The organism is Cytophagaceae bacterium ABcell3 (assembly GCA_030913385.1).
Classification (GTDB): domain Bacteria; phylum Bacteroidota; class Bacteroidia; order Cytophagales; family Cytophagaceae; genus ABcell3.
Genome location: CP133159.1, coordinates 1,700,100 through 1,720,366 on the forward strand (window position 1 = coordinate 1,700,100; position 20,267 = coordinate 1,720,366).

The 20,267-nt window shown below is 39.0% G+C and carries 18 protein-coding genes; 12 read left to right on the top strand and 6 right to left on the bottom strand.

Going from position 1 to position 20,267, the window contains the following annotated elements; all coding sequences use genetic code 11:
* Window position 1 precedes the first annotated feature (1 nt).
* The 4 genes from RCC89_06955 (at window position 2) to RCC89_06970 (ending at window position 5,191) form a co-directional block, all read left to right on the top strand.
* A complete protein-coding gene (locus RCC89_06955; protein ID WMJ72900.1) occupies window positions 2–961 on the top strand; it encodes a class I SAM-dependent methyltransferase in 960 nt (319 codons plus the stop codon).
* Entirely contained in the window at window positions 961–2,838 is a 1,878-nt protein-coding gene (gene asnB / locus RCC89_06960; protein WMJ72901.1) for an asparagine synthase (glutamine-hydrolyzing), read from the top strand. Before RCC89_06955 ends, asnB begins: the two co-directional genes overlap by 1 nt.
* A 201-nt stretch (window positions 2,839–3,039) precedes the next feature.
* A complete protein-coding gene (locus tag RCC89_06965; protein WMJ72902.1) occupies window positions 3,040–4,266 on the top strand; it encodes a glycosyltransferase in 1,227 nt (408 codons plus the stop codon).
* A 19-nt stretch (window positions 4,267–4,285) separates the two neighbouring features.
* Complete coding sequence (locus RCC89_06970; protein ID WMJ72903.1) at window positions 4,286–5,191, top strand: class I SAM-dependent methyltransferase; 906 nt, start codon at window positions 4,286–4,288, stop codon at window positions 5,189–5,191.
* Here the strand turns inward: RCC89_06970 and RCC89_06975 are convergent.
* Window positions 5,169–6,503 carry a hypothetical protein gene (locus RCC89_06975; GenBank protein ID WMJ72904.1) on the bottom strand — a complete coding sequence of 445 codons (1,335 nt, stop codon included), beginning with the start codon at window positions 6,501–6,503 and terminating at the stop codon, window positions 5,169–5,171. The genes RCC89_06970 and RCC89_06975 overlap by 23 nt on opposite strands.
* 48 nt (window positions 6,504–6,551) lie before the next feature.
* Between RCC89_06975 and RCC89_06980 the strand changes: the two genes are divergently transcribed.
* Window positions 6,552–7,622, top strand: a complete 1,071-nt coding sequence (locus RCC89_06980; protein ID WMJ72905.1) for a glycosyltransferase — start codon at window positions 6,552–6,554, stop codon at window positions 7,620–7,622.
* A 2-nt stretch (window positions 7,623–7,624) separates the two neighbouring features.
* Window positions 7,625–8,104, top strand: a complete 480-nt coding sequence (locus RCC89_06985) for an Lrp/AsnC family transcriptional regulator (GenBank protein WMJ72906.1) — start codon at window positions 7,625–7,627, stop codon at window positions 8,102–8,104.
* Here the strand turns inward: RCC89_06985 and RCC89_06990 are convergent.
* Entirely contained in the window at window positions 8,101–9,243 is a 1,143-nt protein-coding gene (locus RCC89_06990; protein WMJ72907.1) for a hypothetical protein, read from the bottom strand. The two genes, RCC89_06985 and RCC89_06990, sit on opposite strands and share 4 nt — an antisense overlap.
* Window positions 9,244–9,396: 153 nt before the next feature.
* Between RCC89_06990 and RCC89_06995 the strand changes: the two genes are divergently transcribed.
* The 6 genes from RCC89_06995 to dnaJ all read left to right on the top strand — a co-directional run bounded on the left by RCC89_06995 (window position 9,397) and on the right by dnaJ (window position 14,502).
* A complete protein-coding gene (locus RCC89_06995) occupies window positions 9,397–10,320 on the top strand; it encodes an aminopeptidase (protein WMJ72908.1) in 924 nt (307 codons plus the stop codon).
* A 3-nt stretch (window positions 10,321–10,323) separates the two neighbouring features.
* Window positions 10,324–10,851, top strand: a complete 528-nt coding sequence (gene hpt / locus RCC89_07000) for a hypoxanthine phosphoribosyltransferase (protein WMJ72909.1) — start codon at window positions 10,324–10,326, stop codon at window positions 10,849–10,851.
* Window positions 10,852–10,900: 49 nt separating this feature from the next.
* Window positions 10,901–11,476: an adenylate kinase gene (locus RCC89_07005; protein ID WMJ72910.1), complete on the top strand. Its 576-nt coding sequence runs from the start codon at window positions 10,901–10,903 to the stop codon at window positions 11,474–11,476.
* Between the two features lie 224 nt (window positions 11,477–11,700).
* Window positions 11,701–12,693, top strand: a complete 993-nt coding sequence (obgE, locus tag RCC89_07010) for a GTPase ObgE (GenBank protein ID WMJ72911.1) — start codon at window positions 11,701–11,703, stop codon at window positions 12,691–12,693.
* A gap of 72 nt (window positions 12,694–12,765) precedes the next feature.
* A complete protein-coding gene (locus RCC89_07015; protein ID WMJ72912.1) occupies window positions 12,766–13,350 on the top strand; it encodes a nucleotide exchange factor GrpE in 585 nt (194 codons plus the stop codon).
* Between the two features lie 3 nt (window positions 13,351–13,353).
* On the top strand, window positions 13,354–14,502 hold the full coding sequence (gene dnaJ, locus RCC89_07020) for a molecular chaperone DnaJ (protein WMJ72913.1): 1,149 nt from the start codon (window positions 13,354–13,356) through the stop codon (window positions 14,500–14,502).
* A gap of 112 nt (window positions 14,503–14,614) precedes the next feature.
* Here dnaJ and RCC89_07025 read toward each other — a convergent pair whose 3' ends face one another.
* Genes RCC89_07025 through RCC89_07040 form a run of 4 tightly spaced genes read right to left on the bottom strand, consistent with a single transcriptional unit; the run spans window position 14,615 to window position 20,253 of the window.
* On the bottom strand, window positions 14,615–15,388 hold the full coding sequence (locus RCC89_07025) for an enoyl-CoA hydratase-related protein (protein ID WMJ72914.1): 774 nt from the start codon (window positions 15,386–15,388) through the stop codon (window positions 14,615–14,617).
* Between the two features lie 42 nt (window positions 15,389–15,430).
* On the bottom strand, window positions 15,431–17,437 hold the full coding sequence (locus tag RCC89_07030) for a ComEC/Rec2 family competence protein (protein WMJ72915.1): 2,007 nt from the start codon (window positions 17,435–17,437) through the stop codon (window positions 15,431–15,433).
* A 51-nt stretch (window positions 17,438–17,488) separates the two neighbouring features.
* On the bottom strand, window positions 17,489–19,315 hold the full coding sequence (locus RCC89_07035) for a T9SS type A sorting domain-containing protein (protein WMJ72916.1): 1,827 nt from the start codon (window positions 19,313–19,315) through the stop codon (window positions 17,489–17,491).
* On the bottom strand, window positions 19,312–20,253 hold the full coding sequence (locus tag RCC89_07040; GenBank protein WMJ72917.1) for a PhoH family protein: 942 nt from the start codon (window positions 20,251–20,253) through the stop codon (window positions 19,312–19,314). The genes RCC89_07035 and RCC89_07040 overlap by 4 nt, the downstream gene beginning before the upstream one ends.
* Window positions 20,254–20,267 lie beyond the last annotated feature (14 nt).

Sequence of the window (20,267 nt, forward strand, 5' to 3'; positions counted from 1 at the left end):
AATGGTTCAATTGATAAATCCTTATAATAAAGAAAAATTGGTAAAGCAGGCTACTGGACACCTCGCTGACCGTTCAGGTGCTGTTTTTGAATTTAAACATGGCGCTTACCGATTTGTAGACAGTGCCAATTATGCTGATAATTTTTCTTTTCAATGGAATTTATTTGATAAGGTTCAATTAGACAACCATTCTCAAAGCAATATATCCCGGGAGCGCTTTTTTGGTGTAACTGGCTGGGATAAAAATAATTTAAAAGGCAAAGATCTTTTAGAAGTAGGCTCTGGTGCAGGTCGCTTTTCTCAAGTAGTTCTTCAGCATACCGAAGCAAATTTATATAGTGTAGACTACTCGAATGCAGTGGAGGCCAATTTTAACAACAATGGCCCTCATGAACGACTTCATTTGTTTCAGGCGAGCATTTATGACCTCCCTTTTGCGAAAGCCTCTTTTGACAAAGTTTTTTGCTTTGGCGTTCTGCAACATACTCCTGACTTTGAAAAGTCTATCGCTTGTTTGGTAGACATGGTAAAACCAGGAGGCGAGTTGGTGGTGGACTTTTACCCTATTCTTGGCTGGTGGACTAAATTGCATGCAAAGTACCTTTTTCGGCCCTTTACAAGAAAGATGGCTCCTGAAAAGCTTTATTCTTTAATAAATACCCATGCTGGCTGGCTAATAAAGTTGTCAAAAACATTGCATAATATCGGACTTGGGGCTTTTACAAGATTTTTGCCTATTTGTGATATCAGAAACACCTTGCCGAAAAATTTGTCAAAGAAACAGCTTCGTGAATGGGTGGTGCTAGATACCTTCGATATGTTTTCTCCTCGATATGATAACCCTCAAAAGGTCAGTATGGTTGTCTCTTGGTTTAAAAAATATGGTATGAAAAATGTTTCGGGAGGGGCTGTTACCTATTATCAGGATTTGAAATGCTATTATGTGAAAGGATGTAAATAATGTGCGGAATTGCAGGTTTTTTTAATACCCAAATAGCTTGTCCAGAAGCGGTGGTCGCTAACATGGCGCAATCGCTGACCCATCGAGGGCCAGATGCCACAGGTACTGCTTCTTTTGATTTTAACGGCCGTTGTACAGCTTTAGGGCATACCCGGCTTTCAGTGCTTGACCTGTCTGCTACGGCAAACCAGCCTTTTTATTCTGCTTGCGGTCGGTATGTTATCGTTTATAATGGTGAAATTTACAATTTTCGGGAGCTGAAGAGTCAGTTCGGCCTAACTGCTCACACGTCATGCGATACTGAAATAGTTCTGGAGCTATTTGTGAGGCAGGGACCTGAATTTGTACACTTGCTTAATGGCATGTTTGCTTTTGTTATCTATGACTTAATGGAAAACAAACTCTACCTTTTCAGGGACAGGGTGGGTGTAAAACCGCTTTTTTATTATTTTAATGATAACGAGCTTTTCTTTGCTTCTGAAATCAAATCCTTATTAACAGTTGATCAGATTAAAAACCGGCTTTCGCTCAATAGTCAAGCGGTGAACCTGTATTTCCATCTCGGGTATATTCCTCAGCCACATACTATTTATAAAGAAATATGTAAGTTTCCGCCGGGTGCTTATGCCATTGTGCAACATGGTAGTTTTGATCTTACGCATTATTGGCAGCCCGAAAAGAAAGTGGAAGCTTCTGCTTTTTCAGACTACCCTTCTGCCAAGCGGCATTTACATGAATTATTGAAATCTTCTGTTGCTTACAGAATGGTCAGTGATGTGCCTGTTGGTACATTTTTAAGTGGAGGCATTGATTCGAGTCTGGTTACGGCTATTGCCAGCACAGTTTCGGATTTTCCAGTAAAAAGTTTTTCTATCGGTTTTAAGGAAGCCCACTTTAATGAAGCTGTTTATGCTGGCAAAGTAGCAAAGCATTTACAGACCGACCATACTGAATATATTTTGTCCGAAAAAGATGCCTTAGACCATCTGCTTCCGGTTATGGACCAGTTCGATGAACCATTTGCTGATAGTTCTGCTTTGCCTGTTTATTTGGTTTCTTCTATTGCACAAAAGGATGTGCGGGTAGTGCTCACCGGTGACGGAGGGGACGAGTGTTTTTTGGGTTATGGTGCTTATACTTGGGCTGAAAGGATGAATAACCCTTTTTTGTTCGCCTTTAGAAAACCTGCATCATTTTTTTTGAAGAGTATAAAGAGTAATCGTATTAAACGGGTGGGAGATTTAGTGGGATCGCCTAGCAAAGGGTTGCTAAAAGAACATATATTCTCCCAGGAACAATATTATTTTTCATACCAGGAAATAGAACAACTTTTGAGTCCCAATTATTGGGAACAGCAGGATAGTATTTCTGCTATATGTGTTAAGCGCAAGCTCAGTGTTGCAGAAGAGCAAGCACTTTTTGACTTGAAGTACTACCTCCCTGACGATCTGCTGGTAAAAGTAGATAGGGCTAGTATGAAATGTTCGCTTGAAGCTCGTGAGCCTTTGTTGGATTATCGGTTAATTGAATTTGCGTTGAACCTTTCTTATGGTTTAAAAGTAAGGAAAGGGGACAGCAAATTTCTGCTCAAGCAGGTGCTTCATGAGTACTTGCCCGAAGCATTTTTTCAGCGGCCTAAACGTGGCTTTTCCATTCCTCTTGGCGATTGGTTGAAAAAGGATTTATCCGAATTGTTGGACAAGTATTTGTCCAAGTCTGTGGTAGAGGGTGCTGGAGTCTTAAATTTTTCATATATTGATTCGCTAAAAAAGCGTTTCTTAGCTGGTGAAGATTATCTTTTTCATAGGCTTTGGCTTATTATTATTTTTCATAGATGGGCTGAAAGGTCTATTTTTATTCCGAATGCTGTTAACTGACATAGAATCATGTTTTTTTCCTTTTTGAAATATAGCTTTATCCATGAGGAGCAAAATTTAGCGAAGCCACTGATTTGAAGTTGTTTTGCGAGGTAATAAAAGTTCTATTGCATATTCAGGTTTAAAAAGCATGACTCGTCCTTGTTTAGAAATCATATTTCGGATCAAACATTTGCGGGTGTATTGGGATAAGTATTTACAATGAAAGAAAGCGTTTTATATATCTCTTATGATGGGATGACTGATCCTTTGGGGCAGTCGCAGGTTATACCTTATTTAAAAAAACTCTCCGAGCTGGGGTTCCAATTCTCTGTAGTGAGCTGTGAGAAAGAAGACAAGTTTGAAGAGCTAGGGGGGAAGATTAGGTATGCACTTGAGGATGTTAAGATTGACTGGTATCCAGTAATGTACAAGAAATCTCCTCCTGGGGTGTCTACGTTATTAAATATCAGGAACTTAAAAAAAATAGTAACGAAGCTCTTTCAGAAAAAAGAGTTTTCCATTATTCACTGCAGGAGTTACCTGCCAGCCATCATTGGTTTGGCTATGAAAAGGAAATTTCAAGTTCCAATTATTTTTGATATGAGAGGTTTTTGGGTAGATGAGAGGGTAGAAGGTGGGCTCTGGAATACTAAAAACCCAGTTTATAAGTTCGCTTTTAACTATTTTAAGACATTGGAATCAGAGCTGGTAAAAGAGGCAGACGCTATTATCAGTTTGACTCAGGCAGGAAAAGAGGAGGTTCAAAAATGGCCATCGTGGAAAGAGACAAAGGTGGGCATAACTGTAATTCCTTGTAGTTGTGACTTTGATTTTTATAAAAAACCTGCAGAGGAAGAGTTGCTCCATGTTCGTAAAGAGTTGGGGATAAACCCTGATGATTTTGTATTGACTTATGTAGGTTCTATAGGAACTTGGTATTTGTTAGATGAGATGCTGGAGTTTTATAGGGTGCTGCTTAATGTCATTCCTAATGCTTTCTTTTTGTTATTTTCTCCAGTTTCTGACAAGTTTATTGAAGAGAAGTGTTTCGAGCATGGGATACCTGTAAATAGGGTCAAAGCAATGTTTGTTTCTAAAAAGGACTACCCAAGATATGTAGGTGTATCAGACTTCGGCCTGTTTTTTATAAAACCATGTTTTTCTAAAATAGCAAGTTCGCCTACAAAACTGGGAGAGCTTCTTTCTATGGAAATTCCAGTGGTTACCAACAGTGGAGTGGGGGATGTGAAGAAAATTATCAAGGAAACCAACGGAGGAATTGTAATCTCCGAGTTGAATAAGAATGAATATTTGTCAGTGGCTAAACAGATTGATAGCCGTTTCTTTAAACCAGATGTGGCAAAAGCACGGCAGATTTTTGATTTAAACATAGCGGTAGAGAAGTATCTTAAGGTATACCAGCAAATGCTTGAAAAGCGAAAGTAATACGTAATGGAAAAACAGGATGATAAGTTATAGTCAAAGCCCTGTCAAAAAACTTTCTAAAGGTGATATTGAAATTGCTTCTTTTGTTCATAACGATGGAAACTTGGATCCTGAAACCGTCAAGTCTTTTGGGGAAGAATGGCAAAAATTCGGCACATTCGCTGAACAAGACTTAAGTACAGCAGGAAGTCAATATTTTGATATTGTAGACGATCAAGTAATGAACAAATCCACAATTGCTTTGGATGTTGGCTGTGGAACAGGCAGGTGGTCTAAATATATAGCTAAGCATGTCCATTTTATAGAGGCCATTGACCCTAGCAATGCAGTATATGCAGCGGCAAACTTTTTAGGCGATACAAAAAATGCAAGAGTTACCCAAGCCAGCGTAGATAACATTCCATTTCCAGACAGTTCCTTTGACTTTGTTTTTTCTCTAGGTGTTTTGCACCATTTACCTGATACGGCTCATGCCATGAAAAAATGCGTGTCGAAGGTAAAGCCTGGAGGCATTTTTTTGGTGTATTTATATTACAACTTGGATAATCGAGGACCTTTGTTCAAAGTGCTTTTTAAGTTGTCAAACCTAGTTAGGAAGGTAGTTTCCCTCTTGCCTCAAAATTTGAAGTTTTTGATCTGTGATTTACTAGCTGTTGTTTTCTATATGCCTTTCGTCACTTTGGCGAGGGTAATTCAGCATACCCCTTTTCTTAAGCAAAAAGTGCATTTGATTCCTTTGTCTTATTATAGGGACAAGAGTTTTCGGATTATCAGAAATGACGCACTTGACCGGTTTGGAACTCCATTGGAAAAAAGGTTTTCCAGAAAGGAAGTAAAAAATTTGATGGAGGAAGCAGGTTTGACAAATATCAAATTTTCAGAAAAAGAACCTTATTGGCATGCTACCGGGGTAAAGAAGGCCTAGTCACAATTTTCCCTTTATTTTGGATTAGAAAAAGTGCTAAAAGGTAAAATGGCATCAATGGTATTTTATACCTTACTAAAGTTCCGAAGTTTACTGTTGAGATACCTACAGCAAAAGCAAACGATAAAGAAAATACTAGGCCAAACACAATGATTGGTTCTTTAAAAATTGCCGTTATTGACTTAATCCCTCTGTCTTTGATAACTTTAACCGTAAGGAACAGAAATAGTAAGCTTTCTAAAGCTGTAAAGAACATGAGAATGTTATTGGCTTCCCATATATAGGGACGAAACAGCGTTACGTTAATGGCGGCAGGGGCTTTCTTCAAAATACCTTGTAAAGAAAACTCTATTTCACCCAAATCATAAAAAGCGCCACCAGATTGCTTACTAACATGGCTCAACCACTCTGATGTCATTTGAGAAGTAAGAATTATACTTTCAAGGTTGTAGCGCGAGTTATCCATGGACAGGTTTTTGGCGGATAATATTCCCATGCCTATGGCAAGGCAGAGTAATAGGGGGGTGAGGATCAGTTTTAGTAATCTGTTTTTTATTTTATAACTGTAATGTGTAAATGCCCAAATGAAAGTGGCGGGTAGGAAACAAAGTAAAATATATATTTTTACCAAGTAAAGCACATATGCACTTACGATAAGGATTAGGAAAGTTAGAGCCTTTCTGTCTTTGTTCACTATTATCTGATAGCAGCTATAAAAGCACCAACCCAAAGCACCCATGGTTATGGAGTCTTTTAAAAGACCTGAGCCCCATAAAAAAACGGAGGGGACAAAAAACAGCGTAAATGCAAGCTTTTTGTGCAAGTGTGGGTATTTTTCTAGCAATAAAGTAAATATCGCCCAAAAACTGCTAAAAGCGATTAAGCCAAATAAAATGCTGTTTAGCGTATAGGTATGAAGTGTGAAAAAGCCGAGGAAGGCGGAGAGTTTCACAATAAAAAAGGAAGCGGGGTCATTGTAAAAAGGTATTTGAATAGTGTATTTAGAAGTTTGTGGATTTATGGTTCCGCCGCCCTGTTCAAAAAGTATTTTGAATGCAGTGATAGGCTCTTCCTTAAATGCTTCCCAAATGATTCCACTTCCTTTGGTAAAATAAACAAAAGTGTCTCCACCGCCATAATAGAACTGGTAAATAATTCCTAGGAGCAATGCACCCAATACTTTAACACTGACAGCTGGTATAAAATATTTTTTCTGTATAGGGTCTTTTATATATTTTCTTTTGATTACAAAAAGAATAATATATAAGATTAGTAAGCAAAAAGGGGTTAATATGATATCTTTAAATCCCATTTATACTGGCTGACTCCAGGTTGTGTATCTCTCTAGTAACGAAAAGTTGTGCGTAAATTTAAAAAAATAGTTGTTTTTTGTCCTTACCCAGTCGGTTCAGCGCCAGGGCAGCGGTTTAGATATGAGCAATATCTGGATTTTTTAAAAGAATCCTATGTTTTGGAGATAATTCCTTTTCTTGATCAGAAAACAAATGATGTTTTATATAAGTCTGGTCATTATTTTCAAAAACTGATAGGTGTTCTAAAAGGGTTTCTTTTTAGGTTTTTTTCTTTGCCTAAGGCTATTTCTGCCGACTTTATATTTGTTTTCCGGGAAGCTAGTCCTGTTGGTCTTCCTTTAATAGAGTGGCTTTTGGTTAAAGTGTTTCGAAAGCGCATTATTTATGATTTTGACGATGCCATTTGGTTGCCAAATACCTCTACTGAAAACAAGGTGGCCACTTTTTTTAAATTTCATCAAAAAGTGGAATCAATTTGCCGTTGGTCTTATAAAGTAAGTTGTGGAAATAGGTTTTTAGCTGCCTATGCTTCTAGTTTTAATGATAGCGTTATAGTAAACCCTACGACCATTGATACGCAAAAACACCACAATCAGCTTAAAGAACAGGCCACAGATAAAGTAGTCATTGGATGGACTGGTACACATTCTACTATTAAATACTTGTCTATCGTAGCACCGGTACTTGATAAACTATCAAAGAACCTCAATATTGAAATAGTTATCATATGTAACAAGAAGCCCAGTCTTGGGTTTGACTTTACTTTTATCCCATGGACAAAGGCACAAGAGATTGAGGACTTGCTTAAAATAAATATTGGTATTATGCCTTTGAGCGATGATGAATGGACAAAAGGAAAATGTGGATTCAAGGCTTTGCAGTATATGGCACTAGGTATACCTGCTGTCGTCTCTCCTGTAGGTGTAAATGTTCAAATCGTTGACCATGCAAAAAATGGCTTTCACTGCAATACAGAAGAGTCGTGGTACAATACCTTAGTGCGCTTGATAAAGGATGTAGATCTCAGAAGGGAAATAGGCAGAAATGCACGTGAAAAAGTCATTGAAAATTATTCTGTGGAATCTAATAAAGATAATTTTTTATCTTTGTTCAAATAAATATGCCATACATGAAACTTGATGCCATTGACCGCCTTATTCTGGAAAAACTACAGCAGAATGCCAAAATTACCAATTCACAACTGGCACAGGAAATAGGGCTTTCGCCGGCACCTACTTTAGAGCGGGTAAGAAAACTTGAAAATTCAGGAATTATAAGAAGCTATCATGCCGAATTAGATCCTGAAAAAATTGGTCTGGGAGTTACGATCTTTCTTCAGGTGTCATTGTCAGGGCATAAGAAAAACCAAATTATGTCCTTTATAGAGAAAATCAAGGTGATACAAGAAGTGATCGAATGTCACCACATTACAGGTACTGGCGATTTTTTGTTGAAGGTGATCACTCGCGATATGGCTTCTTACCAATCGCTTATTTTGGATAAGTTAGTGGATATAGAAGAAATAGGGAACATGCAGTCTATGGTGGCACTTTCTACCTTCAAAGATTCAAAAGTTATGCCCTTTATGGATAAAGCTTAGTCACTCCACTGTTTCTTGTACTTTCTTTTAGAGTTTTTCTTGGCTTGCCTGTACATGTCAGTGTCCTTGTAGCTTTTACCTGTGTTTTTCTTGATGGTTTTATAGTAAGCATGAGCAGCCTCATAGTCGCCTTCCTTTTCGGCTATTTTTGCTAGGCCGGCTAAGGAGTACAGGTAGTAACCTTGACTGGTGGCACCTATTTTTTCTGCATAATAAACGGCTTTTTCGTAATATTTTTTTGCTTTTACCGAGTCGTTGTGAAGTTTTTCGTTGATAAACCCAAGGAAATATCCTGCATAACGTCCACCGGTTTCATCATAGCCTGGCATTCCTTGCTCGAGTTTTTCTAAAATATCTTTAGATATAGCTTCTGTTTCAGCCATGTGACCTGTTCTGAATGCAAAAAGTGCATAATAACGCGCAAAATAACCGTTGTCAGGAAAAGTATTTGCCAAATATCTGGCAATTGGAAGCCCATCGTTGTATTGGTCGTCGAGATAGTGAATTTTTAGGAGTTGATATTGTGCTTCTGTACGGGTATAGAACGCAAACCTAGAAACCTCCTTTAACTGCTCTTTGCCCAGCTCTTGGTCTCCATTAGGGAAAAATACCAAAATTGGCCTTAGAAGGGGATATTCTTGTTTGATCCATTCTGAGTAATAATTGATAATGGCAGTTCCGTAAAGAAACTCAGGACTTAAATCGTTGTTGTCGTTCATGTCCTTAATAAAACCTAAAGCTTTACTTCCAGCATAGGTGGCTTTAGAGTATTTTTTCCTATATCCATAAAGTTCTGCCTTAAAGCCATAGGCGGCACCAAGGAAAAAGATGGCTTCATAGTTTTCTTTGTCTTTTTTGTAAAGTTTTTCAGCGGCTGTTATTGAAGAGTCCATGTAAGCCAAGAAGCGGTCGTCATAATCTTTAACGTCGGTATCCGGTAAAATTCTCCACCATGTGCTCAAGCCCATGAGAAAATAGGGCATTGGATGATCTGGGTAGGTCTGGCGAAATTCAGTAAATTTCTTTTCTGCTTCCTCAAATTTGAAATTGTACAGCTGATTTACTGCGTCCGTGGCTTCTATCTGTATATCAATGTCAGACAAGAGCATATCAGGCTGTGTCTCCTGAGCTTTTGTCACAGAGATGTTTAAAAAAATGACTGATATTAGAAGAAGGAAATGGGGCATCAGTGCAAATTTATTTAAAAATATTACTAAACTTAACGAATGGTTTCTGTTTTTGTTGTTAATATGCCAATTTTGCTTTTCTAACTGACATAATAGTGATTTTTTATGAAACTCCTGCATAAACTTTGCTCCATTCATGCACCTTCTGGCAACGAAGGGGCTTTAAAGGACTTTATAATTGAATATGTTGAACAAAATAGCAACACTTGGAAAACTAAACCAGTGATTGTTGCTGCTGATGAAGAAATTCATGATGCCGTATTGCTCGTTTTTGGCAAGCCGCGTACTGCTGTTTTTGCTCATATAGATTCTATTGGCTATACAGTTCGTTATAACAATGAACTGGTGCCAATTGGTTCTCCTCATGCTGAATCAGCGGCAATGCTCGTTGGAAAAGATGCGGAAGGGGAGATTAAAGGGAAATTGAAGTGTGAGGAAACCGAAGAGGGTGAAAAATTGGTTCTGGATTTTAACAGGCAAGTAGCACGTGGCACCGATTTGGTTTTTGAGTGCGACTTTAGGGAAACAGAAGAATATGTGCAGTCGTGCTATATGGATAATCGGCTAGGTGTATGGAATGCCCTGAAGTTGGCTGAAACTTTGGAAGATGGTGTCATTGCTTTTTCATGTTATGAAGAACATGGAGGAGGTTCGGTATCTATTTTGTCTAAGTATATTTATGAGAAATATTCCATCAAACAAGCGCTGATATCGGATATCACGTGGGTTACGGACGGTGTATTTGCAGGGAAAGGCGTTGCCGTTTCCTTGAGGGACAGAGGGATTCCCCGTAAAAAATTTGTTGACAAGGTTCTTGCGCTGGCCAATGCTTCTGGAGTGCCGTTTCAGCTTGAGGTAGAGGGAGCCGGAGGAAGTGATGGCAAAGAGGTACAAGCCTCTCCATATCCAATAGATTGGTGTTTTATAGGAGCGCCAGAAGCCAATGTCCATAGCCCGGATGAACTGGTGCACAAAAGGGACATCAGCAGTATGCTGAATATGTATATTTATTTAATGAAACATCTGTAACCTATGAAAGTAAAGGATCGGGAGTTTGAAGTATTTATTGACAGGGAAAACATTGCCAAAAGGGTAAAAGAATTAGGCAATGTTATTTCAAAAGAATATGAGGGGCTGGAGCCAATTTTTGTGGTGGTGCTCAATGGGGGCTTTATGTTTGCTTCTGATTTGCTGAAAGAAGTTAGTATTCCTTGTCATGTTTCTTTTGTGAAGGTTTCTTCCTGGCACGGCATTGAAAGCTCTGGATCTGTAAAAAAATTACTGGGCTTGCAAGAGGATATTAAGGGAAAACATATTATTGTTGTTGATGACATAGTTGATACGGGGCTGACGATGAAAGAAATTATTGAAGACCTGAGAAAAGAAGAACCCGCATCTATAGAGATAGCTTCTTTTATTATTAAGCCTGAAGCTTTGAGTCATCCCATCGAGACCAAATATGTGGGTTTTACCATTCCTGAGCACTTTATTTTAGGTTATGGACTGGATTATGAAGGGCTGGGGAGAAATCTTAAAGATATATACCGCCTAAAAAGCTGATTTTTTTCATTAAATGCCTTATTTTTGGGTTTCATAAAACTTTTTCCATATGTTAAACCTTGTTTTGTTTGGACCTCCAGGAGCTGGTAAGGGTACTCAGAGTCAGAAACTTGTTGAGAAATATAACCTTGTGCACCTGTCTACTGGTGATTTGCTAAGAAGTGAAATTGCTGCTGAAACTTCATTGGGGCTAGACGCTAAAAAATTTATTGATAGCGGAATTCTTGTTCCTGACGATGTAGTTATTGGAATGATTGAAAATAAAATTAAAAGCAATTCAGATGCTGAAGGGTTTATTTTTGACGGATTTCCACGTACAGTAGTACAAGCGGGAAAACTTGATCAAATTTGTTATAACTTGGGTATGGAAATATCTGGTATGATTTCTTTGGAAGTAGATGAAGAAGAATTGGCCAAGAGAATTGCCGAAAGGAGCAAGACTTCAGGCCGTACCGATGACCAAGATCCTGAGTTGATTAAACAAAGAATTGCTGAATACAATATCAAAACAGCGCCTGTGGCAGATTATTATGCCAAGAAGAATAAGTACCACAAAGTCGATGGTATGAAGGCAATTGATGAAGTTTTTGCAGAAACTTGTCAAGTTGTTGATAAGCTTAAATAACTTCACATTATAAAGTGCTGTTGCAATAAAATCCTGTGCTTGTTAAAACCGGATTATGCGATGGGTTTGTTATGATTGGCAAAGAATTTACGTCAAATCGTTGGCGGGAATATTGAAACTGTTTGTCAGGCATGGCTGAATCTTGTGTATACTTTGGAAGTTAAAACGGGCACAGGATTTTTCATTCATATTAAAAAAACACACTAAAAGAAGGGATAAAATAAGTGGAAGGTGGAAATTTTATAGATTACGTAAAAATAAACTGTCGCTCAGGAGCGGGTGGGGCTGGATCTGCCCATTTCCGGAGAGAAAAGCATGTGGCCAAAGGTGGCCCTGACGGCGGTGACGGTGGACGTGGAGGGCATATTATTCTTAAAGGCAACTCTCAGCTTTGGACTTTGCTACACCTTAAGTACCGTAAACATATCATTGCGGAAAACGGCGGTAATGGACAAGGGCAAAAAAAGAAAGGCGCAGACGGAGATGACGTAATCATAGAAGTGCCGGTAGGTACTGTGGCAAAGCATGCGGAAACAGACGAAGTGTTGTTGGAAATTGCTGAAGATGGACAGGAAGAAGTGCTGATGCCAGGCGGCCGAGGCGGATTGGGTAATGACCATTTTAAAAGCCCGACAAATCAAGCACCAAGGTACGCCCAGCCAGGAGAGCCAGGTATGAATGAATGGATTGTGCTGGAATTAAAACTTTTGGCAGACGTAGGACTTGTTGGGTTCCCCAATGCAGGAAAGTCTACGCTTTTGTCAAAGGTGTCTGCCGCTAAGCCCAAGATCGGAGATTATCCTTTTACCACGCTTGTTCCTAACCTAGGTGTGGTTTCCTACAGGGACTATAAATCATTTGTTATAGCAGATATACCAGGGTTGATAGAAGGTGCCTCGGAAGGGAAGGGACTGGGGATTAGGTTTTTAAGGCATATAGAGAGGAATGCGGTGCTTTTATTCCTCGTATCTGCTGATAGCGAAGATATTTTAGAGGCATATAATGTACTTTTGAATGAGTTGGAGAGGTATAACCCTGAACTTTTGGATAAGCAAAGGGTATTGGGTATCTCCAAAATTGATTTGCTGCCTGAGGAAGAAAAAGAGTCTTTAAAAACTAAACTTCCCAATGATATTCCTGTAGTTCTTTTTTCTTCAGTTTCGGAAGTTGGGCTCCAGGAACTGAAAGATACATTGTGGAAAGTTTTACAGGATTAATGTCAAAATGTCATAGTTTTTGACACTGGCAGGTTTATTGATGAATTTAATAAAAGATTTAAAAGAAGAGCTATGATGAACGAGCAAGAAGAAAATTCTTCAAAACATAAGGAATCTACAGAAGAAGAACAGGAACAGGCTGTAAATGAGGCAGCGGAAGAGCAAGAAGCGCCTTCTGAAGAAGGTCAGGAAAGTGCCGAAGAAGAGAGTGTGTTAGATGTGCTTAAGCGTGAAAACGCGGAACTTAAAGATAAATTTCTTCGGTTATATTCAGAGTTTGAAAACTTTCGCAGAAGGACTTCTAAAGAGAAGTCCGACTTGATAAAAAGTGCTAGCGAGGGTGTCATATCTTCTTTGCTTCCTGTGGTAGATGATTTTGAAAGGGCAATGAAGTCTATGGAAGAAATAGATGATAATGACCCTGTGAAAGAAGGTGTAATTCTTATACATAATAAATTTTATAAAATACTGGAAAGCAAAGGCCTTAAACCTATGAATGCCCAGGGGCAAGAGTTTAATAGTGAAATACATGAAGCTATTACCAATATTCCTGCGCCTTCTGATGACCTGAAAGGGAAAGTGGTAGACGAGGTTGAAAAAGGGTATTATCTAAATGATAAGGTAATTCGATTTGCAAAGGTAGTAATTGGTGCATAAGCAATGGCTAATAAAAGAGACTATTATGAAGTTCTTGGCGTAAGTAAATCTGCCAGTCCGGAAGAGATTAAAAAAGCTTATCGTAAGATAGCTATTAAGTTTCATCCAGACAAAAATCCAGATGACCCTACCGCTGAGGACAAATTTAAAGAGGCTGCGGAAGCCTATGAAGTATTAAGTAATCCTGAAAAAAGACAGCGTTACGACCAGTTTGGCCATCAAGGTGTTGGTGGTGGAGGCTACGGCGGTGGCGGTATGAATATGGATGACATATTCTCGCAGTTTGGCGATATTTTCGGAGGGGGCAACCCTTTTGAAAGCTTCTTTGGTGGTGGCGGTGGCAGAGGCGGTGGACGCGCTGCCAGAAGAGGGTCAAACCTTAGGATCAAGCTTAAGTTGAACCTGGAAGAAATTGCCAACGGCGCTGAAAAGAAAATTAAGGTCAAAAGGTATGTCGCTTGCGATAGCTGTGGTGGTAATGGTGCCCTAAACGGTACTTCCCTGACTACTTGTTCTACTTGTAACGGAACCGGTCAGATTAGAAAAGTGGTCAATACCATGCTCGGACAAATGGTTTCTGCATCTACTTGTCCTGCATGTAATGGAGAGGGTACCCAAATCAGCCAAAGGTGTACTACATGTAATGGCGACGGCAGGCTTCAGAAAGAAGAAGTAATTAACATCCGAATCCCTGCCGGTGTGGCGGAAGGTATGCAGCTTTCAATGAGTGGCAAAGGTAATGTGCCTCCTAAAGGCGGTATGGCTGGTGACTTGCTTATTGTTATTGAGGAAGAAGAACATGAGTTGCTAAAACGTGATGGAAATAACATCGTTTATGACCTTTATATCAGCTTTGTAGACGCAGCTCTTGGAACTAGTGTAGAAGTTCCTACAATTGATGGTAAGGTTAAAATAAAAATTGAATCAGGTACACAAAGCGGTAAAATACTTCGTCTTAAAGGAAAAGGTATCAAAGATATCAATGGGTATGACAAAGGTGACCAACTGATACATGTAAATGTCTGGACACCACAGACACTTACCCGTGATGAAAAAGAAATGCTCGAAAGATTAAAAGATAGCGATAACTTTAAGCCTGCTCCTGGAAAAAATGAGAAAGGTTTCTTTCAGAAAATGAAAGAGTATTTTTAACCTGAAAGATGCAATCGAAAGTTGTATCTTAATAAACAGTGGTTTTTATATTTATTTAACAAAAAAAGAGGCTTCCCGGCCTCTTTTTTTGTTTATGATTCTGTATGTCTCTTTACCACTTAAGCTTTTCTTTATTCAAAAATGCGGCGACCCCTCTTTTACACTCTTCGGAACTCCTAGCCATTGCATTTTGCTCAGAGGCATAGTTCATAGCTGTTTTTACGTCCATAGATTGTATGGCGGCAATCAAATGTTTGGTTATTTCCATAGATTGACCTGAATTTTGGGTGCATAAAGTATCTGCAAAATTCTTTACATAATCATCGAGTTTGTCTTCTTCTACCACTTTGTTGAGAATTCCATAGTTAAGGGCTTCTTCTGCATCAATGATTCGACCAGAAATCAATAGGTCTTTGGCTTTTTGCTCTCCTGCTTTTTTTAAGAGGAAATAGCTGACAATGGCTGGTACAAATCCAATCCGAACCTCTGTATAGCCAAAGTTAGCTTCAGGGGCGGCAAAGGCGAAGTCGCACACGGTTACCAGACCACAGCCTCCAGCAATAGCATGGCCGTTAACTTGTGCTATAACCGGCTTGTTTAAAAAATAAATTAGTTCGAACAGTTCGGTAAGGTGTTTGGAGTCATTAAGATTATCTTCAAAGGAAAAGCTTTGTAACTGCTGTAGGTACTCTAAATCGGCACCTGCGCAAAAAGCATCTCCACTACCTTTTAAAATAACCACTTTAATATCTTTGTCTTCATTGACTTGCCTCAATATATCTTTTAAAACCTTTATAGTTTCATGGTTAAGGGCATTCCTTTTCTCAGGTCTGTTGAGGGTCAGATAAGCCAATCGGTCTACTTTTTCATATATTACAGGTTGCATATGCTTTCTTTTTTGAGATTAATCAGCTACAATAATAAGAACTTATTGGAAATATTCTATATACGCTCCTTTTGAAGACGTGTTATAAAATTTATTGTTGCCAGCTTCTGGCTTTCTTCCATTGCTAATTATTTTTACATCAGTATTTTCTAAAATTTTTCCGGGAAGTGATTTTGGTCTGTTACCGATGATATAAGTTCTCCCCTTCCAAGCTAGGAATACATTGTTGCCATCAGGGTGTAAAGCAATGTTTTGTAAGGTTAGGGCTTCTTCTATGGAATACAACGTATATTGACGGTTATTTCGTATTAAGAAATTGTTTGCAAGATCTTTTATATAGTCCTTATTAGGGTGGTTGGTAATAGCTATACTTTTGCTCCCATTGATAAGTGCGAATGAATAATAACCTGGTGTATCCCAGACTATAATTCCCTTTTGCTGTGCATTTATATAATGGCTAATTCCTCTAAATGAAATTAAGGCAGCGCATAATATAGCTGCATATTTTATGAAAATAAACTTCTTGTTATACACAAAGAAGCATGTGGTGATCAAGAAACCCAATCCTAAAAAAGCTTCTGTTGGCGTAAGGTATATATTGCTTAGTAAAGATCCCGGAAGTTTCTCGATATTTTCTATTATAAAGTTTAGGCAGATAATTAAGTATTCGAGGCCATCGTAGAAAAAGGAGGAGAGCTGCCAAAATAATGATACGACCAGTATTAGAAAGCCTATAAAAACAGTGACAAAAACTGGAAGCGTGATTAACAGATTGGTCAACAGGAAGTATACTGGAAACTGATTAAAGTAGAATAGGCAAGGGACTAATGTGCCTGTTTGGGCTGCTAAAGATACTGAGATTGTTTCCCAGCTTTTGTTGACCAGCCAAAAACGCGATGTGAAGGCGTTAAATAGTAAGGGGTGTAATGTGACTATCGCTGTAACCGCAGCGTATGAAAGTTGAAAGCCAATGTGCAGTAGGTTTAACGGGTTAATTATTAAAAGCACAAAGGCAGACATGCCTATATTGTTAAGTACACTACTGCTCCTAAAGAAGGTAATGCCTAGTTGCAGAAAAGACAGCATCGTTACTGCTCTGAGTACAGAGGGAGAAAGGCCTGTAATGAATGCATAAGTCCACAGTAAACCTATAACAATAAGTGCTTTTAAAGATTTTCCTAATGGCGTTTCCGGCAAACCAGAAAGTAAAAAACTTATACAAAGCATGATAATACCAACATGCAGACCTGAAACGGCTAAAATATGCATAGCCCCTGCGGAAGCATAAGCGTTTCTGAGTTCCGAAGGGAGCAATGATTTATCGCCCAATAGTAAGGCTGAGGCGACACTGTAATTTTTAGGGTCTTTAAATTTTGTTTGTAAAGTATTTAAGAGGTGTTTTCTGAGTTTATAAGATAAATCATATAAGTTTTTGTCCTCATCATATCCCCAGTTTTTTATGGTTTTAGGAAATACATAATGCTGTTGATAAATATTTTTGGTCCATAAGTATTTTCTGTAGTCAAATGTTCCTGGATTGCTAGGAGGGGGAACTTGCTCAGGAGAGCCTTTTATTAACACCAATGCATTTTTTCTCAATTTTTCGGATGTGTTATTTTTGAATACATAAAGAATGATTTTTCCTCTTGTTTGCAAAATGGTGTCATCGTTTAATATGGATCTTGCTTCTGCTATATATTTATAAAATTTGCCACTTTCTCCTTCTTGAGATATGATTTTTGCAGTATAGCCATTGATGTTTTGTTGATGGATGATATGGCTTGGGTGGTTTTGATGGTCAGAAAACCAGGCAATACAAGCTCCTGTGCTAAAGATAATAACAGCAATAGCAGACCCTACTAATATCTGGGTCGTATTTAGGTGCATGGAATTTTTCCAATTGAATCTAATAAGGACGAAAACTATAAAAGAGAGCAGCAGACAGGCAAGTGGAACTGTTATTCCAATGTCTATCGTCAGGCCGACGATAATGCCCGGAATAAAAAATAAAAGGTATCTTAAAAATGGGTATGAAGTCCAAAGATTCATTGTTCATAAATCTGAAAATGAATCTATTAAAGAGAAGTGTTAAAGTCAAGTTTATTTGTTGATAACCACCTTCTTTTGTACGGTATCTCCCTGGGAGCTGTTGATTCGGAAGATATAAACTCCTTGACTGAGTGAATAGGTGTCTATTTGTTTTACAAAGCTGTTTTGGTTTTTGTCAGTCCATTCATTGATTTTTTGTCCCATTACATTAAATACTTCGAAACTGATGTCTTGGTTTCCTTCAAAAAGTACCTCGGCAAACAGTAGGTCGCTTGTTGGGTTAGGGTACATTTTTACAGTCAAAAATGGTGTGGTCTGGTAAATATTAAGGTTGTCAATATATACCCTATTAGCTCCAGCAGACCTGTTCTCAAACCTAAATTGTAGGATGCGCCTATTCATTAATTCGTTTAGGGGAATCCGTATTTTTTGCCATTCATTTTGTTGTGGGACAAACTCGGTGGTAGTTCTTTCAGTGGTTGTCAATTGGTCTCCGTAGAAAGTTTTAATAGGAAACCAATTGAAGCAGTTGGGACTATAAGATAAAACCAGTGTGTCTGTTTCGCCAGCAGGGTTGCCGGCATAAGCTAAGTCAAAGTCCATGACTGGGTTGGTCACTCCCTCAAAGTTTAAAAAAGGAGCTTTTAGAAAATGCACACTTCCAACGGTTTCTGCTGTATTGTCTATGCTTATAGAGCCATTGGAAAGCTCGTAGGCACCTTGGACTACTTGCTCCCATTCGGTATTTGAAGGGCCGGAATGATGGACTGTACGCCATCCTTCTTCAAAGAAAGTATCATCATCAAACCCCGTTGCATAAGGAGCTGGTAGTGTCGCATCGTCACCGCAACAGCCAATTGAATAGCGTAAAGACGCTCTTCGAGGACTTGTGCTTAACACCGTTCGCATTCTTTCGGTTTGCCCTTTGGTGAACAGGTTCATGCACTCATCGTCGGTATAGTCCAGGTAATTTTCGGTCATATCTTGGGTTTCAACCCCTGTGCGCTCACAATCAGAAAAACTTGGACAATCGTAATTGGCATCTTCATGTCGAGGAGTATCTTCTACATAATCGTTCCCACATCTTTCATCGCCCCAGATATGCCTCAATCCCAGCCAATGCCCGACCTCGTGTGTAGTGGTTCGCCCCATGTCATAAGGAGCGCGTCCTCCTCTTCCAAAGTTCGGCCAATTGATAAACACGCCATCGGTAGCTGCTCCTTCGTCTATAGAGCCTAATCCTGGAAGTCCCGATCCATGAGGGAATTGTGCAAAACCTAAAATGTCCCCTGTCAGCCTGGTTACCCAGATATTGAGGTATTGACTACTGGGCCAATAAGACAATGAAGATAAAAGTTCGGTGTCGTTAAATGAATAGGAGCGTCTTTGGTTAAATACCCTTACAATCCCATTGGTAGGACGGTTTTGAGGGTCTCTGGTGGCAAGGCAAAATTGAATGCGAGTGTCTGCGCCCACAGGATGTTCGTTATAGCCTGGTGTATTGGGAATACGCCGAAAGTCCTCATTGAGTACTTCTATCTGGCTTAGTATCTGCTCGTCGGATATGTTTCCATTATTGTCTCCTCCAATAACATTGTCTGGGTTGTTGTGGATTACGTGAACAACAACAGGGATGGTCAATATATTGTCATCGGTATCACTTTCTGGCTGCGTTCTTGGCCTTTGCTTTCTTTCAATACTTTTTTTCTGAATAATATCTTCAAGTGCTTCGGCCTGTTTCTTTAAATGAGGGTGTTTTTGATAGAGGTGTTGTTGATATTCGGTGGTATGGCATCTTTTAGATCGGTTCTGTGCGTTGACAGAACCGATCCCAAGGACTATAAAAAAAAATATGGTGAATACTTTATAGTTCATCATTTTATTGCTTTGTCATAAGCATTGATGATTTTGCCTATTAATTTATGCCGCATGACATCTTTGTCGCTAAGCTCTACAAAAGCTATGCCGGGAATATTTTTTAATATATCTACCGCTTCCACAAGTCCAGACTTTTGCTTGCCTGGTAAGTCTATCTGCGAGCGGTCTCCGGTGACGATCATTTTTGATTTAGGCCCCATTCTGGTCAAAAACATTTTCATTTGCATATTTGTCGTGTTCTGTGCTTCATCAAGTAAGATGAAGGCGTTATGCAATGTCCTGCCCCTCATATAGGCCAATGGTGCAATTTCTATGATCCTGTTTTCATAATAATACTTAAGCTTTTCTGCAGGGATCATATCGTCTAAAGCATCATAAATTGGCCTTAGATATGGGTCGATTTTTTCTTTGAGATCGCCCGGTAAAAAACCTAAAGACTCTCCCGCCTCTACAGCAGGCCTGGTAATAACGATCTTCTTGATCTCTTTATTTTTTAAAGCCCTTACTGCCAATGCTACAGAAATGTATGTCTTGCCTGTACCGGCAGGACCTATAGCAAAAATCAGGTCATTTTTCTTGGCAGACATGACTATCTTCTTCTGATTTTCGCTTTTGGGCTTTACTACCAAGCCTTTGTTGCCGAAGATAATGATTTCATCTTCGTCTAGGTCGGTAAGGTCTGCGGCCTCTTGTTGTATGTATGAAGCTATGTGCTCTTCTGAAATTTTGCCATATCTGTGGAAGTGTTCCAGCAATAGTTCGAATATCCCCTCAATCTTTTTGACTTCCAGTGGATTTCCTATGAGCTTAATTTCATTGCCTCGGGCAACAATTCTTGCCCTGGGGAAGGCCGAGGCTACTTCCCTGATATTTTTATTTTCAACACCTAAAAAGTCTATTAAAGAAATGTTGTCAAGTGTTATTGTTGTCTCTGTCAATCTTGCTAAATTTA